We start from the raw sequence: 18,045 nt of genomic DNA on the forward strand, positions 1-18,045 counted from the left end.
CTGTCTGTCTTCAAAAAATTTAATACACAAAATATGAAATCACAATTTGGTAAAAAAATAATTTAAAATTAAAACCATTCCATTTTAAGGGACGTTCTGCTTATAACAATGGAAATTTTAAAAACAGTTTATTCGTAATATGATGAGAAAAATAGGAATTACATTTTCCGCGTTTGACCTTTTACATGCTGGTCACGTCAAAATGTTGGAGGATGCTAAAGAGCAATGTGACTTTTTGATCTGCGGGCTTCAGACAGACCCCACTTTAGACAGGCCAGAGAAAAATAAACCAACGCAGAGTGTTTTCGAACGTTATATGCAATTAAAGGCCTGCAAACATGTGGATATGATCATACCTTATGCCACTGAGCAGGATTTGGAAGACGTGCTTCGGTCTTATAAAATACATGTTCGCATTCTGGGTGATGAATATATTGATAAGGCGTTCACTGGACGTAAATATTGTGAGGAGAAAGGTATCGAGCTCTATTTTAATAGACGCGAAAATAGATTTTCAAGTTCTTCACTGCGCAAGATCATTGCAAAAAAACAGGAAAATCCACAAGGTGCCATTGTTAAATTGAATGATGAAACAAATTATAAGTTAAAAAGGATTAATGCTTAAAACAGACAGGATATGGTTATAGGAATAATATTTGGGATTTTTGATATGTTGCATGTTGGGCATATCGTGGCATTGCAGGAAGCAAAACAACAATGTGATTATTTAATTGTAGGGCTTAAGACGGATTCAAATACCCAATTAACAGAGGAATACGTTGCTGCGCAAACGATGGTCGAGCGATTTATCAAATTGGAAGGGTGTAAATTTGTAGACGAAATTATTCCGTATGAGTCTGAAGATGATCTCTCAGATATGTTGCAGTCCTTACCAATTCACAAACTATTCGTCAGCGAGGAATATAAGACCTTGGATTTTGCTGGAAGAGACTTTTGTATCGCTGAAGGTATTGAAATTGTATATACTAAGCGCAAAAATCGCTTTTCGAGCCAGTCATTACGTGAAATGGTAAGTGAAAAAGAACTCCAAAAGAAGCAAAATATTTTTGCTGTCGAAAAGATACAATCAAACGCACAGGCATTACACAAAATTCGTCAATGATCTTATAGTTTCAATCTTTTTGTGGTCTGCTAAATCAGAAATGAATCAATTGCTTTCCTATGGAAAAGGTTAATATCGCTATAATTTCCAACGTTCGTAAGCTAAGATGTGCCTACCGGATACTTTTTGATCAAGATGCTCAAAGCCCTGCAAGGATAGTTCTTGAAGGGCCTTCAATTGAAACCTTTGGGGGCAAGATTGACAGCTTGGGGAAAATTGACTTCCTATTTTTAGATTATCGCCTCGTGCTGAATAATACTGCGCTTTTTTTTTCTCTACTTAACGACTATTTTCCTCGAACACCCATTTTTCTTATAGTTGACAAGCAACACTTCAAAGAGGCCCAGCGATGCACAAACTATATTAAAGCTTTTTTATCGACAGATCTTCATCCAGCCCAACTGTTTTCATCGATAAGAGAAACAGCAAAATGCCACAGTTATTTTTAGCTTGTCGAGCCAATCTCAAAAGTCCATTCGCGCTCCTATTTAGCGTGCATGTGCCATCGTCACGGACAGGCTTTTTAAATACTTTTCTATCGAAGTATAGCAAATTCACACATTTGTAAAACTATTGGTCAGTCACACAACTTTTTCGGTTATAGTTACTAGCATATTAAGGCCTAAAAGGCTATTTGATAACTAATTCAACAATTGAATATGATAAACGCGGTCACACCCTGGTCCGTAACAGTCCAATCCGACATTTCGGACAGCGAGCCTATCTATGAGATGGCTATGGAGGCATACTTACTTCGATTTTATAACATTGGCGACAGCATTTGGCTGGTAGTCTCATGGCCGGAAGGGGGAAGCATAGCTTTCAGGCTTGCCTTTGGAATGAATAGTCAGTTTGAAAAAGCTTCGATTACAGAAGCCACAGATGAGATACTCGTCACCGCTTCAACTCGGTTAGCATATTATCGTATTATTCTGTTCATCCCCCAAAGCCCAGCTACCATCTTTCGTTATACGGTGACACTACAAGTTAAGTTTCCGTTGCTTATACCCTTTTGGCCGCGGGATATAGTTCCACTTACCAAAGAAGGAAGAATAGAAAATACCAATGGACTGATCCATGCGAAGCAAGTGGGGGCGCGCTCCGGCCAGCTCTTTTTCAGTATGACAAAGCCTCAGGTCGGCTCAGTGTTTTACTTTCAGAATTTAAGTGCCATGTCTTCGTATTGTCAAGCTGCCGAAGTTTCCCTGCGTGACACTGTTGGAGGGGAATGGCCCGAAATCGGCTTTCAATTTCCTGTCAATGCTGAAAAGCCACTGCCTGCTAATCGCGAATTTATAATTTCTGATGCTTTTGTTCTCTTGCGTGAGGATATACCTGGTGGCGATCTGGCTATTACAACACAGTTCCTTGAACATCTTGCAAATATTTACTTATTGTTGCCAAAGCCAGCACCTGCCAAGCACGATTGGTTGTCTACGGCTGAGAAAGTGCTGATAGATCTCTATAGAAACAAAGGTTGTTGGACACAAACAGGTGGTGTCCCCTATCTCAATGCCTATGTAAGTGATTATGATACACCTTCTGAGATTATGGTACAGCTTGCAGTATTGTTGCCCCTGCATGAGTATCTAAGCTGGACAGGCAAAGCGCATCCGCTTTATGAAGACATAAGTAGTGGTCTCGAGGCCTTCTACGATCAGACCGTAGAGAGTATTGTCAGATGGCATCCAGCTTTGCAACACGGTTTAGATCGATCGGAGGAGCAGAAGCGCGAAATGGTAATGGATTCCTGGTACCTTCACCATCCCCTTTTAAATCTATCTAGATTAGCGTTGCGTGGCGATAAACAAGCTAAAAAATTGTTTCTTGATTCAATAGACTATACAATTAGGGGGGCTCAGCATTTCGATTATAACTGGCCTGTGTTCTATAAAATGACTACATTGGAGGTTTTAAAAGCAGAAACCGAACCCGGCAAGGGTGGCGAAAAGGATGTTCCCGGGAGCTATGCCCATGTAATGTTCATGGCCTGGCAATTGACAAAGGAAAAGAGATTTTTGAATGAGGCTGCAAAAGCAGTTAAAAGTCTTGATGGACTGGCTTTCGACATCTTTTATCAGGCAAATAATACCGCGTTTGCAGCAGCAGCCCTACTTGAATTATATCGCGAAACAGCAGAAAAACATTATTTGGAACTTAGTTATTGCTGTCTAGCCGGGGTTTTTAAAAATTGTCAGCTATGGGATTGCAATTACGGTCATGGTACGAATTTTCCTTATTTCTTCGCCGTGTTCCCTTTGAACGATGCGCCTTACACCGCGGCTTATGAAGAACTAGAAGTATTTGCTGCCCTCCATCATTATTTGGAAGTCGCTAAAGATATGGCGATTTTGCCTTCCCTAAAAGTTTTGCTACCTGAATTTATCAAATATGCAATCGGAAGATTAGCTTATTACTATCCACCCCTTCTACCTGATGAGATGATCGCCGATGAAATCAAGACCGGTGAAATCAAGAAAGATCTTTGGGTTCCGCTGGAAGACATACATGACGGATGGGAAAAAAGTGGGTCAGTTGGTCAGGAAGTCTATGGTGCAGGACTTGCATTCGGAATTATACCGAGACAATATTTCACAATTCAAGGGCTTGGTGCGATTGTCTTTGTCAACTATCCTATTACCGGATTTAGAGTAGGAAAAAACTCAGCCACCTTCCATATGGAGGGCAGTCACCTGCTCCAAGCAGAAATGCAGCTTCTTATGCTGTCTCAAACGGTCTTATCAACAATCAAAGTTAAACAAAAAATTAAGTCAGCATATCGGGAGATAAAGGCGATAAGCCTTGGGCATTTCGCGTTGGACGCTGCAGGAATGATCAAAATAAGTTGGTAAGCTGTTTAGCCTGCTATGATTTGAACAATGGCATCTAGCAGCTGTACTACATACTTTTAAGTACATCATGCATCCATTGGTCTTAGATATTGTAAGGGCCAGTCCCGAAAGTTTAAAACACGGCAATGTCACTTTGCCTTATCACCAGTTCTTTCTGTGCAAACTGGTATTCTAATTTGTGCTTATACTCCCGCCAATAGGACTGGTCAACGACAGGTACCATGACTTCGTAAACAATCATACGATCCTTGACCACTTCTTGCCCCTCATCCGCCCATATTCCTTCGGCGGGAGCTTGTATATAAGCGGTCATCCCACCAAAATCTTTTGTGAGTTGCTTCTTAATATTTTTATAAAGGTAATTTGGAAAAGGCTTTCCTTTTCTGTCTGTTAACGGTACAAAAATCTCAATCTTTTTGGCCGGTTTCATTTTTTTCTTTGCTATTTCTATTGCGTTAAGGGCATCCTTCGCACTCATTATTTTGAGGGGCCGAAAGAGTTTGTCTTCCTGTTTATTATAGCTGATAAAGAAATTTTGCAACTCTTCTAGCACCGTGTCGGGCAATTGTGCCACTCTATGAATATTTCCAAAGATCATTGAAGTTTCAGGAACGACCAGAAACCTGTCATTCTCCACCATCTCACCGGTCTCCTGCTGTACAGCTTTTATTGCGCCTATGACTCTACATTTCATCATGCAGCCCGGAAAAGTTCCCTGCTCAGCTATTATAATAACATCCAGTGGGTCTCCATCTTCACCCTCCGTTCCTGGAATAAAACCAAAATCGTAGGGAAAAACAAATCCCAGAGGTAGGTACTTAGCAAGTACAAATCCTCCACAATTCGGATCGTAATTGTATTTGGCATTTGAACCTTTTGGTGTTTCGGCTGTACAAAAGATATGCTTTATAGTGATCATTGTTTTGTTGTTTTTACTTGTGTCCTGATATTAAACAGGTTCTAACTGTATCTTGAACAACGCTACCGCCATAATAGTTGCCTACCGAAAGGGTGTGCGCTGTATTTTAAGTGAAAACCGAAGCCATCGGGAAACGTAAACGGCTGGCGATCGTAGAATGTTGAGGTTTATCTTCACGCTATCTATACCGATCAGTTGAGGTATATCGTTATTTTTTTTGAACGATACGCGGTTCACTACTGTTCAGTTTAAAAACTAATTCATAAAGCAATGAAGAAAACTTTTTACATTCCTTAAACACTCTAAAAGTGTAAAGGAAAGATAAAATAGATACAAAAATCGCACCGTAATCAGTAGGCAAATTGTTATAAATACTTCAACCGTTATTGTTTCCGGGAGGATGTTTGCTATAACATTGGACCACTTAAAAGAAATATTTAATGTCACTATAAAATTCATGCTATGACACAATTCAAAAATCCACACACAAAATATCCGGTGCCCCCATTTCCAAAGCAGAAACAAGAAGTACCGGGAGTAGAACTAGAAATGAAGCCACAAGCTGACCACGGCGAAGAGAGCTATATTGGCACGGGAAAATTAAAGGATGCTAAAGCCATCATCACTGGTGCTGATTCCGGAATAGGTCGTGCGATAGCGATCGCTTTTGCCCGTGAAGGTGCAGATGTGGTTATTAACTATGGTTATGATATCGAGGATGAGGATGCAGCAGCAACTGCACGTCTTGTTGAAAGCGAAGGTCGTAAGGCCATTATTTCCAAAGGTGATTTACGAGACGAAGCCTATGCTAACGAATTGATTGCTCTCTGTGTCAAGGAACTAGGTGGTATTGATATTCTGGTTAACAATGCGGCCTATCAAATGGCTCATAAAACCTTGGAGGAGCTTACATCCAAAGAATGGGATCGTACTTTCGAAACCAATATACGGAGTATGTTCTACTTGTGTAAAGCCGCAGTTCCTTATATGAAACCAGGCAGTTCCATTATTAATACAGCATCCGTAAACTCCTACCATCCCAACGCCGTGCTATTGGATTATGCAGCCACAAAAGGTGCCATTCAAAATTTTACAGCCAATCTTGCACAGATGCTGCTTGAGCAGGATAAGGGAATTCGCGTCAATGCCGTCGCCCCTGGTCCAGTATGGACACCTTTAATTCCATCCACAATGCCCGAACCTGAGAACTTTGGTAAGGATAGTCCAATTAAAAGGCCAGCACAGCCAGCGGAAATTGCCCCTGCGTACGTATTTCTGGCATCAGAGGAAAGCAGTTACATTGCTGGAGCCACTATCGCCGTAACAGGCGGTAAAATTGCAATATAAAATTGTCAATACTGCAAGAGCTAAAAAAGACAACGCAATAGCCACTCTATCTCTGGTAAACTGCGAAGGATTATATATAGCGCACAAAGTCTGTGCGCTTATTTATTTAATTTGATCTGGCTAGTACTTTTGTCGCTCGCTCGGTCCTGCTTCATGAGCATTTCAACGTGCACGATGGAAGGTAAAAATAAAAGAGCCAAAAGGAGATTCCGTTTGGCTCTGGATATAATTATAAAAAATAGTGTACGATCAATTCAATTTATAAGCTTTAAGCTGTTTCTGTAATTTTTTGCGGGCCATATGAATTCTTGTTTTTATTGTTCCTTCCGGCATGTTAAAGTAACTGGCAATTTCATGGTACTTGTACCCATCTAAATATAATCGGAAGATCTCATAATTATCCTGCGTCAGACTACACATTGCCTTTTCGATGTCTTCCGCCACAAATTTGCTTACTCCCCTATTATGAACAGTATTATTGGAACGTTCTAGGTCAATATAGGTCTCTTGTATTTCCCCCACACGTTTAGCTTTACGGTATTTATTAATATATGTATGCTTCATAATTACATATAACCAGCTCATTAATTTGGGGTGATGCACAAATTTATCAATAGATTTTAATGCCCGGATCCACGTTTCTTGGATCAAGTCTTCTTTTTCATCTGGGTCGTTTGTAAATTTAGTAGCAAAATGGTTTAGCAACCCTCTTTTCTCCTTAATTAGTACGTTTAAATTGTAGTTGTTCATAATTTATCCTCTTTGTTGTTTAAAGTTGATCCTAATAGCGTAGAACAAGAAGAATGCTAATTTTAAATGGGTGTTACCTCGAAAATAATTATACTGGTGGCAGGGGTAGAAATACGTATTCTCGCTGAGAATGGTTATACAAGTACTATTAAAGCCCTTTTCGAGTAAATTATTTCATATTGTTCAAAAATTAATTGAATAGGAAAAAAAATAGATTAGGTAATAAATCGGATTGAAATTGTAAGAAGTACGTTTTTAGGGTGAAAAAACAAAAAACGTTATCCATATCTTTTGTACAAAAATGTAAACGCTTTTAACGTGGTTTTGTGCGCAGTCAAATTAGGTCGTTTGACTTATTCGTTACAAAGCTGTATAATTGTACATTCTTTATAATTATTCTAAACTAAGTCAACCGGATGATCAAGATATTGATAGCATATAGATCAAAACTCTACATACAGGTTATCAAGCAGTATAAGATAAATTTAAGCCATTGATGGAATACGTAAACGAGCTTTCAAAAACCATTGACCAGTATCCCGAATCCATTTTAGTGATGCGTCAACAGATGGAGCAGAAATTGCCGGCCCATCAGCATGCCAAAGGACAGTTGCTGCTGGTATTTGGTGGTATAGCCTATCTTCAAACTCTGGAGCGTGATTATTACATTCCCTCGAATCATTATATTTGGATCCCAGCAGATTATGCGCACAACCTGATGTATAATGCACAAGATCTTCATATTATCAATATCTATTTCCCCGCGGCTGATGATGGGGCCTTTTACAAAGAACTTGGCATCTATCCCGTCAGCAGGTTATTGTTTGAACTGCTTGCCTTTAGTGAGACCTGGCAGGGCAATTATTTTGCTGGCTGCTGGGAGTATGAATTGATGTCTACCATGAAAAAGCTGCTCGCACATGAAAATTTGCAGAAATTTTCTATTCAACTACCTATCACAGACGATAGCCGTATACGTGCCATCACCGATGATATGCGCCATCGTATTGGCGAGCCGTTAAGCTTGGAAGAGTCTGCCCAAAAATTCGGTCTCAGTGTCCGCAGTTTGACTCGGCTTTTTCAACAGTGTTTACACCTTTCCTTTGTTCAATATCTCAAAATGCTCCGTGTCATACGTGCGATGGAACTACTCAAAGATACGAGTCTTTCCATAAGTGAGATTGCCTATCAGGTCGGTTATTCTAATATTTCGGCTTTCAGCAATACTTTTTTCCAACTGACAAATATCCGCCCTTCAGATTTTCGTTCTAAGTTAAAGTAAGGCAAGGCTATCTTAATTCAATAAGGGATATTATTCTTTCCAAGCTTTAGGACAATATTGCGGATCCTTGGTACCAACAACAAGGCGATTATGATACAAAGCAGTATAACAAGCATTACATCATAATAATCCCGCACCGCTCGTGCAAATAACTGCTGTTTGATTAACTTATTAAAAAGAAAATCCGATGCATTTTTAGCCACATACATATCGTTCCCCGCATTTATATAAGTATTTTGAATATCCTGCCACAGCGAAGGGATAAGCGGGTTTGTTTCGGTCAGTGTTTCGCGTAGTTTTTCGCGGATAGCTCCCTTTGTATAGAGCTGTAGCTGGTTATTAAGGGCAATGCTACTGCAGAATCCAACGAATCGGGCGAAGATACCTAATAGGGAGGCGTATAGTGCCATCCCTTGTGGCGCTGCCGAAGCTGTAAAAAAAACAATTGGTACAAACAGCGCTCCAGTGGCAAGACCATAAATAAACATGGGTAGGATAAAATCTAAGGTCTCCCCTGCCACGGAGACAAACAGGAGCATATAGCCGTAATACATGGCCATAATCATAAATCCCACAAGCATGAGCTGCATCAGATTCGTCCCACTTAAGACAAAGCGGGCCGTCACAAACATGCTTAGTAAGGTTCCTGCAATCACGGCGAGCCAGAGCGGGATTGTGTGTAGGGAATCGGTGGCCAAAACATTCTCCACATAGCTATAGGTCAGTCCTGTACTTCCCTTAAAGAGGTAGAAAATCACTAGTAATAATAGTCCCAATACAAAGTTTTTGGTTCCAAAAATGCGAAGGTCAATTAAAGGTCGTTTCAGTCGCATTTCCCGTAAGACGAATAAAATAAGCACAAGACCTAAAATAAGGCTTAGTATTTTAATGTACGGATTATCCAGCCAGTCCAACTGTTGCCCATATACAAGAATATATCCAAGAGCTAAGGTAATGTAGGTGTAATAGATATAACCGATCCAGTCGACCTGATATAACGGTAGCTTTTTATGAAGCCTGGCGTTTGGATGCATAGTAATCAATACGCTTAGCCCAAGTAGTATAAGTAGCATGATAATACCATAAAATAGCCAATTGAAATCCCTGACATACAAGATAGCGCTACAGAATATGGCATATAGTGGCACTGAAATCTGTATACCAGCATATAAAATTGTGTAGCCAATTACCTTTGCTCTGGTCGACTCCAGCCGTGGAAAGATTAGGTTGAGTACGATACCGGACAAAAGAGCACATGTCATCCCCTGTAAAAATTGGCCGATTATAAAGATTGTCCAATTTCTGCTATAGAAGCAGATTAAGGCACATATCCCATTGATGGCGAGGGCCAGGAGCAAATAGCCTCGCGAAGTAAAGCGTTTTACGATGCGCACATCTAGCGCCAGGAAAGTTACGGTCGAGCCATAAATAACCACCATTCCGTATTGCATGGCCGTAGCATCGATACCGTAAAATCCCATAATGGTTACAGGACTGCTATATAAGGCAAAACAGCAAAGTGATGTCATCAATATCGCAAAGATGACTGCCCGTGCGAGACCTTCCGAGACCCAGTGTTTAAATAAAGGTATTTTATGTGCTTGCATAGTTATTTCTTTAAAACATAAACATTGGCATTCATTCCGGGCGAGAGCTTAGATAGCATCTCCGAATTACCGGTCAATTTAATTCTGACGGGGATGCGTTGGATGATTTTTACAAAATTACCGGTGGCGTTATCCGGTGGCAACAACGAGTAACGTGCTCCTGTCGTTGGCGAAAGCGATTCGATTACTCCAGAGAATACTTCTTCGGGGTAAGCGTCTGTTTCTATAGCAACCCGCTGGCCTATATGAAATGACTTGATCTGTGTTTCTTTGAAGTTGGCGACTACCCATTTTTTTTCGGCCTCATTGAGCAAAAAAGCCAATGTTTGCCCCGGTTGCACAAGCTGTCCTTGTTGAATGGTTTTCTTACCAATACGACCATCAAAAGGTGCCGTTATTACGGTGTACCGAAGATCAAGTTCTTGTCGCTCCAATAGCGCCGTTTTGATATTTATTTCAGCGGCAATTGCAGCCCGCTGAGCTTGTATATCCTTGAGTCTTGATTTGGCGGCCTCCAGAGAAGCTATTGTCTGGGCATAGTCAGATTGTTGGCTCAGGAGTGTTGTATTCACGAGGTCAAACTTTTGTTGTGTGGTCGATTCATCTGCCAGCAGGCTTTTATATCGTTCAAACTCTTTGCGTTGTTGCTCTAATTTTGCCTGGACCCCCATTAATTGTGCACTGATTACAGCAATGTTTTTGGATTGTGTCTCTTCACTTGCCGCCAAGATCGGCAGTTTCGCACGCGAACTTAACAACTCGGCTGCAGCGGCCTTCTGTTTGAGTCGATACTCATCTTTTTCAATCAATACAAGTGTATCGCCTTGGTGTACCTGTTGGTTATCGTTATAATAAATTTTACTGATATATCCACCCACTTTGGCACTTATGGGCGATAAGTAAGCATCTATTTGTGCATCATTTGTCTGCTCATACTGTAAATTTCGCCATAGGTATAGCACAGCCCAACCCAGCATGCCCGTAAGGAAGACAATACCAAAGTACTTCGTGGAGATGACCACGACCTTATCTATTTTATTCTTATTCATTATCTGATATCTTTTTAAAGTATCCCTGTTATCGCCAACAATTGGATGTGGCTTAGTTTTAATTCGACCAACGCAGATATGTGGTTAAACTTGGCTTCAAGCAATGCATTTTCTGCTTCTAACAGATCCGTCAGCAAGGATTCTTGATTGAGGTAACTGTTTTTGATGACACGGACAGTTTCGGTGTTTTGCGCGATGTTTTTCTCAGCTGTTATTACCTGTTGTTGGGCCTGTTCGCGCTGCAGGAATGCCTGTCTGATCTTCAGGTTAACTTCTTCCTGTTTGATCTGCATGACTGACTTTTGTTCCTCAATATGTATGTTGGCCTGTGCCACAGCATGTTTACTTTTGAATGCATTGTCAATAGACCATTGCATTTTGAGCCCTGTCTGTCCAAATCCCCATAAATTATTGCTATATGGATAGAATGAGATCTGCGGATAGGTGTAGCTATAGGTCGAGTATAAGTAGAGCTTTGGCCGTGTGGCAGATTTCACCTGTCTTAGTTTTAATTCACTGGTTTTGATCGTGGATTCAATGATTTTAAATTCCTGAGACTGTTGTTGGGCAATGCCAACATAATCACCGTATGTATGTACATCCTGCAGATCAGGGTTCAAGTCTTCTTGAAGTGCTATCTGGAGTGATTCCATTTCGCCGCGGCCCATGAGCACATTCAGTTTCTGTTTCGTAAGGTCAATTCTTCTGAGTACTTCAGACCGGCGGAGTTCTAAATTGTCCAATTTAACAGCGATTCGCAGCACATCACTCTTTAAGACAATTCCATTCTTGTAGAGATGTTCGATTGTCGATAGCTGGCGTTGTTCAGCGGATATTTCGGCAGAAATAAATTCCTTGAATTTCATGAATTTGTATAGTTCATAATAAGCGACAGCAGTTATATACTTTAGATTGCTGTGCTGCAATTCGTATTCAAATTGCATGGCCAACTTTTCTTCCTTTTTTAGCTGAATATTTCTTTTATCGAGGCCACCATTGTAAAGATTGAGGTTTAGGTTGTAACCCAGCCCATAGCCATAACCGGATACCGGCACATCCTGTGGAGCAGAGAACAGTCCTTCTGGATACAGGAGGAATTTAGTGTTGAGTTTAAAATCCCCGTTGAGAGAAATCGTTGGTAAAAACTGATCTTTCGCCTCAATAATGGCAAGTGAAGCAGCTACACCCTTGAGACCCTGTAACTTTAGCTGGTGGTTATGGGAGGCTATCGACTCCCATATTTTTACCAGGTTCATAGGCTGTATTGTATCTCTTACCTGGCCGTTGGCGGACCGTAAAAAGAAAAATATGCCCACAGCAATAGAAACAAAAGAAAGATCCCGCCTCATTTCTTTACTCCTTTAAAAACAACATGCTGTTGCTTGGCGCTATGCCGTTTTTCGGCATATTTCTTCCAGGTTCGCCTCAATTCATGGAGAACAACGGACAGATCCCCCATAGGAAATAGGGGGAATAGATACATACCTGCGTAGTTGAAGTATAGCCTGTTCACTTGTCTATCGTCATCGGCAATCGGGTCAGCCGATTTCTCATGGACGACTTTCGCAATAATTTTTTGTACTTTTTCTTTCATGATAACCTTGTTTAACGCTATTTGACAAAGTTATCGGGAAAGATGCTGTGGGATTTTATATAATTGGCCTAAATTTGGCCGAATCTGGCCAATATATTATTTCAGTTTTTGTTCCACTACCCGTAGGCGCTTTCGCCAGGTCATCATCTGAGGGTCGTCATAGATCGGCTCACCAAGATTGTCCAGCAAGCCCAATGCTTTGGCTAAAATTTCACTTAGATCGGCAGATCTTTAGTAAAACCTTATATCGACCTCTGATGTTCTTAATGAGATAAAATAAATCCTACTAAATAACGTTATTGGGGTAGAGGAATTTATACATGCTACAGCTTGGATTTGTTCATCTACGCCAATAGGCCGGATCAGTTTAAAATATCAATATGAAACATCACTACCTAGCTACACTTATCATCGGAATATTGGCGATGTCGGGATTAAAAGCACAGGAAAATACCAATTTAATTAAATTAAATCTCTTGCCATTGGCGGTTGGCAATGTTGCGTTCGAATATGAAAAGGCGATTCAACAACGCCTATCACTAAATGCGACATTAAGTCTTCGTCCTAAATCTGGTCTTCCCTTCCGCTCGATATGGGAATCTGCTATTGATGATCCAAGTGACATTCTGGGTGGAGCGAAATTTGGGGCATTTTCCTTTACACCGGAAATGCGCTTTTATCTCGGTAATAATGATGCTTTCAGAGGATTCTACTTTGCTCCTTTCGTAAAATATGCGCGTTATAGCCTTAACACCATACTGTCGGTTGAAGAGCCAGACTACCAAAAGGAAGTTCCGATTTCGGGTGCCTTGAATGCCTTGACAGCTGGACTAGCTATTGGTAGCCAATGGCGTCTCGGCGAGCATATCTATCTAGATTGGCGAATTATTGGTCCCAACTACGGATTTAATAACGGCACCTTTGAGGGGAAAACCCAATTAAATTCCGATGAACAAGAGGAACTGCGTAAACAGTTGGAGGATTTTGACATTGATGTGTTAGACCTCAAAAAAGAAGTTGATTCCGAAGGAGTCACGCTCAAGACGAAAGGCCCATTCGCTGGAATTCGTACCGCCTTATCCTTAGGGTATCGGTTTTAAAGTCGATCGACTTCCTACATTTCGCTATTCAGCCGAGTTTTATCAGGTATTTTTGGGCCCTATTAGACTATGAAATCCCTGTTTTCATGGATTTTTCTGCCTGGTTATTTGTCGTAGTTTTGGGGAAACACCCCACAAAAATAGACAGGTAACTTGGGAAAGGACATACAATGAAAGAATATACATTCAAATATCAGAATAACAGCGGACTTCTCTATCTAATACTGGTTCTCATTGGGATACCGCTCGGCATTATTCTGCCGACGGTATGGCTTATGAATTATGTGCAGTGGATTTTTTGGCCTAATATTGTACTTATGCTTTGCCTGATGGGATTTGGTGTCTGGCGTTTTGTCAAGAAATCTAGGGCAACGGATACCATCAGTCTGGATGAGAATGGGTTTACATCCCACAGTTATGGACGTGTTCTTTACCAAGATATTCATAGTATTCCACCCTATGGTCTGCTTCAGGCTCCCCCACCATCTATGCGGATCAAACTCAATAATGGTAAAAAGCTGGTTTGGCTGTTCAATCCTGATCATCCAAAATCAGCCGCCGACATCATTATCTTTACTGCATTCAGGGAAGAGCTTTTGCGTCATCTTGGACAGCAGGCTGTAGTGCTGCAGAATGAACACCTTAAAGAGAATATCGCTACCAGCGGTGTTGCCGTAGGTAGCAAGCAAAAAAATAATGCAAAAGCGCTTGTCTCCCAACTCGAAGAATCTAAAAAACGTGACTACAAATACATTGCAATACCCATATCTGCGGTATTTGCACTCGTCATGCTCATTCGCACCTGTGGCGCTGATTTTATTCAGCAACAACGGGACAAAGAAATGGCAGGTTTTCGAGATGGGATTCTTAGCATAGAAACAGACTACGAAAACAATGTGCAAAAAGCCAAAAATGTGGCCGCGGAATACGGACTTACATTCGGCCCTATATTTTTGTGGACCAATGACCCTCGCGCTACTGTGGTATTTAGCCCCGATATTCCCCAGGATCCTTACGGTGCCGAAATCGATGTGATCGGCCTGCGGCATGTCGAAGATAATAAACTGTTGGAACAGTATATCCAACATCCAGATAGTGTAAACTACGATCTGACAGTAGTCAATCCAGCCGAAAAATTTTACGCCGTGATGAATAAGAGCATATTTAGCCGCGATGATAGTTTAGCCATACCGATTTACCTCACAGTCTATAACCCCAAAGAATCTCTGCCTACTCCATTTGGCCAGCAAGCCGTAGATTCGACTTTTAGACCCATCCGGTATAGTACTTCAATTGCAATGCCGCGCGCTGGAGAACCGAAATCGGAAATCCTCGATAATATGGACTTCGCTTCCGTCCGTTCTATACTTCAGAAATACAAAGGAACCTATTTTTATATGGTTGCCAAAGAACAGGATGGACTCTCTGCACAACAGTTCGAAAAAATAAAAATGCTGGTCTTAACAAACTTTGGGAAGCACGGGGTTGATACGGGCCGATTTGAAAGCAGACGTTACAATAGCAAATAGTGTTTTATTGTCCTAGACTGGACCATAAAATATAACCGCTGGATACCTTGCCTAGGTTGTCACGACAATTGATGTAAACCCAACGGTCGTCGACGATATTTTCAATATTCACTTGGACCGTAGTCCCTTTCCGGAGATAATTTTTCCGTGTTTTAGTAAGTCTTGGATATTTATAAAAATAGGTTTTAGCCGGTCTGGTCCGATAGGTGCCATGCGTTCGTAGTGTCAGTTGATTATAACTACCCGAAAAATCCTCGGGTATATTCTGTCTGTTACAACCCGAAAATTGAACTTTAAGCTGCTTTCCCACAAAAGTCAATTTCAGTGTGCAGCCCTGATCGTCCTTTTCTTTTAAGAAACAGCTATTGCCAGTGCAGGTACCCTTCCCTGAGAAAGTGCCATGGGTGCCAGAAGGAATATTCCACCAGGCGAAAACATCGGCAACTACAGTGGATTGCATGGATCTGATCACCATCGTACTTGAAGCACCAGTGGTAGTCACAAGCCGATAGGTCCCCGTCTGTCCAATAACGGAAACGTATAGAAAAATAAAAAATATGCTGATCAAGACTTTCATGCCTGATATAACAGTATTGTACTTCTTTTGTTTCTGTTTCTGGTCCCGTCCTGAATGAAAAGAAAAACATAAGCCCCTTAATATCTTCCCTTGGCACTTCTGGTCGGGGGAATCTCTAAATTTCTATTCTCATCTCCAATAAATTGGGCTTAAACCCGACTTTACTATAGGCGATTATTGCACTGTCGTTCTGATCATAAACCTGAAGCCTCACTTCCGAGATATTTCTTTCTTTTGCCCAGCTTAGCAATGCTTCCAGAATCAATTTATTGATCCCCTGCCCACGGTGATCTGGTTTAACATACATAAATCCCAAATGCACATATCGGGCAAACTTTTGATATGGCTTGGCATCGACTATTTTCGCATAGCCAGATCCGACAAGCTCACTGCCGACCACAGCGACCAATACTTCTGCTTCTGGTGATTTTATGAGTTCCAGCAGGTCGTAGTAGTGAATTTCACCTTCTTCCAATGTATCGTCAAACGGGCGTTCTGCCGCCACGATTCCCTGTTCAAATTCCAATAATACATCGATTTCATGTTCCTGTGCCTGTCTGATTTTTAAATCCATTCCTTATGCTTTTTTATAATGTGTAATGATATCCGCTTAAATTTGGGCTAATAGCGGCTAGTGCAATATACAAAAATCAGCAATCCAATGAACTGCGCAAATGTCAGCTGTCTGTAAATTACCCTGAATTGTATATTCTGTTACAAAAGTAAATAGCACAATCGATTGCATTTAATTCATTTTCACAATATGAAAGTTGTTTAATAAATTCATACTGAACAATTAAAAATAAATTATGAGAAAAATCAAATTTCTAGCACTGCTCGGTGCTGCATTGGTCTGTTTTGTTTCCTGCAAAAAGACTGTGGAGAAAACGGAGACCGAAGAAAAACTATCACTGCGGGCGGCCACCCCGGGGCCTAACGGTTATGAAGTTCCCCTTGGAGGAAATGCCTTTGTCACATCGGCACCTATCGGCGCTGCTGAAGTGATCAATAGCAATGGCCTAGCCAACTGGACCAATGCCAATAGCATCGTAAGTACTTACGCCAAGCTGCCGCAGGCAGGTACATTAACCGTAAAAATCAGGGCTAAAGTCTTGCCAAATGGGGACAGTAGCGTGGTCAAGCTAACCATTAATGGCGTCAGCAAACAAATTAGTCTAAAAGGCGGTACCGTGAAGGATTATGCAGTGGGCAACTACACATTAAATGCTGCTGGTTACGTAAAAATGGACCTTCAGGGTGTCTCCAAGACTGGGGGTTACTTTGCGGATGTTTCGCACCTTATTTTGAGCGGAAGCGCTACTAGCGGAACTACCATCTATAGCGACAATAATGTCGACAATACTTACTACTGGTCACGACGCGGGCCTTCCTGTCACTTAAGTTATTCGGTGCCGACCAACCAGCAGGTTTCCTACTACTATAGCGAAATCAATGTTCCTACGGGCGAAGACAAAATAGGTTCTTACTTTATGGCCAATGGATTTGGTCAGGGCTATTTTGGCATGCAGGTTAATTCGGCCAGCGAGCGCCGCATTCTGTTTTCGGTATGGAGTCCCTACAGCACCGACAATCCGGCGGAAATACCTGTTGAGGACCGCATTACCCTTAACCGTAAGGGGGCAAATACTACAACAGGCGAATTTGGCGGTGAAGGTTCCGGCGGACAAAGTTATATGAAGTATGGTTGGACAAGCGGCAAGAACTATAAATTCCTACTCAAGGGTGAACCCGATGGCAACGGCGCGACCGATTTTACAGCCTGGTTCAATGATCCGACGGTAAATACTTGGACCTTGATTGCAAGCTGGAAACGACCTAAAATAGCAACTTATCTGACCAATTTCCACAGTTTTTTGGAAAATTTCAATGCGGATAACGGCTATCTTGGACGCTCGGCGGATTATAAAAATCAATGGGTACGCACCGCATCCGGCACCTGGTTGCCGGTGGTTCAGGCCAAATTTACCGTAGACGGCACCTATTCCAGCAACCAGCGTATAGATGCCATGGGCGGTACCAATGGAAGCAGTTTCTTCCTTAAAAATGGTGGATTTTTCAATACTGTTGTTAGCCCGGGCACTTTATTTACGGTCAACAATGGTAATCCCGCTCCTGCAATTGACTTCACTACCCTACCATAGCTATATAATTCCGGGTAAGGGTGTCTTGTAATATTCCAATCACAAAGAGCGATATGGCTACAACCATATCGCTCTTTGTGATTTATAGACAACTTTGCCTCAAGGAATGCCTGTGTTAAAAGGTAAACGATTTATGTCCTGGCTTTGTTCATTC

17 protein-coding genes are annotated in these 18,045 nt (G+C 41.4%); 9 read left to right on the forward strand and 8 right to left on the reverse strand.

Translation table 11 applies throughout. From position 1 onward, the window contains the following. The first annotated feature begins 139 nt into the window (after window positions 1-139). The 4 genes from G6053_RS14410 (at window position 140) to G6053_RS14425 (ending at window position 3,975) form a co-directional block, all read left to right on the forward strand. Window positions 140-625 carry an adenylyltransferase/cytidyltransferase family protein gene (locus tag G6053_RS14410; protein WP_206531947.1) on the forward strand — a complete coding sequence of 162 codons (486 nt, stop codon included), beginning with the start codon at window positions 140-142 and terminating at the stop codon, window positions 623-625. Between the two features lie 12 nt (window positions 626-637). After that, on the forward strand, window positions 638-1,123 hold the full coding sequence (locus tag G6053_RS14415; RefSeq protein WP_108634187.1) for an adenylyltransferase/cytidyltransferase family protein: 486 nt from the start codon (window positions 638-640) through the stop codon (window positions 1,121-1,123). 59 nt (window positions 1,124-1,182) lie between these two features. Next, a complete protein-coding gene (locus tag G6053_RS14420) occupies window positions 1,183-1,572 on the forward strand; it encodes a hypothetical protein (protein ID WP_108634186.1) in 390 nt (129 codons plus the stop codon). A gap of 210 nt (window positions 1,573-1,782) precedes the next feature. Then, window positions 1,783-3,975 (forward strand): hypothetical protein, encoded by a 2,193-nt coding sequence (locus tag G6053_RS14425; RefSeq protein WP_165306873.1) that lies wholly within the window; start codon window positions 1,783-1,785, stop codon window positions 3,973-3,975. Between the two features lie 112 nt (window positions 3,976-4,087). Here G6053_RS14425 and G6053_RS14430 read toward each other — a convergent pair whose 3' ends face one another. Next, window positions 4,088-4,894: an inorganic diphosphatase gene (locus tag G6053_RS14430; RefSeq protein ID WP_108634184.1), complete on the reverse strand. Its 807-nt coding sequence runs from the start codon at window positions 4,892-4,894 to the stop codon at window positions 4,088-4,090. A gap of 462 nt (window positions 4,895-5,356) precedes the next feature. Here G6053_RS14430 and G6053_RS14435 point away from each other — a divergent pair, with 462 nt between their 5' ends. Further along, window positions 5,357-6,241: an SDR family oxidoreductase gene (locus G6053_RS14435; protein ID WP_108634183.1), complete on the forward strand. Its 885-nt coding sequence runs from the start codon at window positions 5,357-5,359 to the stop codon at window positions 6,239-6,241. Window positions 6,242-6,490: 249 nt separating this feature from the next. Here G6053_RS14435 and G6053_RS14440 read toward each other — a convergent pair whose 3' ends face one another. Continuing rightward, window positions 6,491-6,991: an RNA polymerase sigma factor gene (locus G6053_RS14440; protein WP_108634182.1), complete on the reverse strand. Its 501-nt coding sequence runs from the start codon at window positions 6,989-6,991 to the stop codon at window positions 6,491-6,493. Window positions 6,992-7,487: 496 nt separating this feature from the next. On the opposite strand from G6053_RS14440, the gene G6053_RS14445 reads away from it, so the two are divergent. Then, a complete protein-coding gene (locus G6053_RS14445; RefSeq protein ID WP_165306874.1) occupies window positions 7,488-8,273 on the forward strand; it encodes an AraC family transcriptional regulator in 786 nt (261 codons plus the stop codon). 17 nt (window positions 8,274-8,290) lie between these two features. Here the strand turns inward: G6053_RS14445 and G6053_RS14450 are convergent, their stop codons facing one another. From G6053_RS14450 to G6053_RS14465, 4 genes are read right to left on the reverse strand one after another with little or no spacing between them, the layout of a single operon-like run. Continuing rightward, window positions 8,291-9,880: an MFS transporter gene (locus tag G6053_RS14450; RefSeq protein WP_165306875.1), complete on the reverse strand. Its 1,590-nt coding sequence runs from the start codon at window positions 9,878-9,880 to the stop codon at window positions 8,291-8,293. Between the two features lie 2 nt (window positions 9,881-9,882). Then, the gene (locus G6053_RS14455) at window positions 9,883-10,929 is read right to left on the reverse strand and encodes an HlyD family secretion protein (RefSeq protein ID WP_165306876.1); all 1,047 of its coding nucleotides are present in this window, start codon (window positions 10,927-10,929) and stop codon (window positions 9,883-9,885) included. Between the two features lie 14 nt (window positions 10,930-10,943). Then, a complete protein-coding gene (locus G6053_RS14460) occupies window positions 10,944-12,278 on the reverse strand; it encodes a TolC family protein (RefSeq protein ID WP_206531948.1) in 1,335 nt (444 codons plus the stop codon). After that, window positions 12,275-12,523, reverse strand: coding sequence for a hypothetical protein (locus G6053_RS14465; RefSeq protein ID WP_108634177.1), 249 nt, complete (start codon window positions 12,521-12,523; stop codon window positions 12,275-12,277). Before G6053_RS14465 ends, G6053_RS14460 begins: the two co-directional genes overlap by 4 nt. A 380-nt stretch (window positions 12,524-12,903) precedes the next feature. Between G6053_RS14465 and G6053_RS14470 the strand changes: the two genes are divergently transcribed. Both G6053_RS14470 and G6053_RS14475 read left to right on the forward strand, forming a co-directional pair. Next, entirely contained in the window at window positions 12,904-13,623 is a 720-nt protein-coding gene (locus tag G6053_RS14470) for a DUF3575 domain-containing protein (protein ID WP_165306878.1), read from the forward strand. 170 nt (window positions 13,624-13,793) lie between these two features. After that, window positions 13,794-15,152, forward strand: a complete 1,359-nt coding sequence (locus G6053_RS14475) for a hypothetical protein (RefSeq protein WP_165306879.1) — start codon at window positions 13,794-13,796, stop codon at window positions 15,150-15,152. 4 nt (window positions 15,153-15,156) lie between these two features. Here G6053_RS14475 and G6053_RS14480 read toward each other — a convergent pair whose 3' ends face one another. Further along, window positions 15,157-15,729, reverse strand: a complete 573-nt coding sequence (locus tag G6053_RS14480) for a hypothetical protein (protein WP_165306880.1) — start codon at window positions 15,727-15,729, stop codon at window positions 15,157-15,159. Window positions 15,730-15,844: 115 nt separating this feature from the next. Continuing rightward, on the reverse strand, window positions 15,845-16,303 hold the full coding sequence (locus tag G6053_RS14485; protein ID WP_108634173.1) for a GNAT family N-acetyltransferase: 459 nt from the start codon (window positions 16,301-16,303) through the stop codon (window positions 15,845-15,847). A 235-nt stretch (window positions 16,304-16,538) separates the two neighbouring features. Between G6053_RS14485 and G6053_RS14490 the strand changes: the two genes are divergently transcribed. Next, window positions 16,539-17,891: a DUF3472 domain-containing protein gene (locus G6053_RS14490; RefSeq protein ID WP_165306881.1), complete on the forward strand. Its 1,353-nt coding sequence runs from the start codon at window positions 16,539-16,541 to the stop codon at window positions 17,889-17,891. Window positions 17,892-18,045: the final 154 nt, after the last annotated feature.

The sequence above is a fragment of the Sphingobacterium sp. DR205 genome (genome assembly GCF_011064245.1).
Taxonomy (GTDB): domain Bacteria; phylum Bacteroidota; class Bacteroidia; order Sphingobacteriales; family Sphingobacteriaceae; genus Sphingobacterium; species Sphingobacterium athyrii.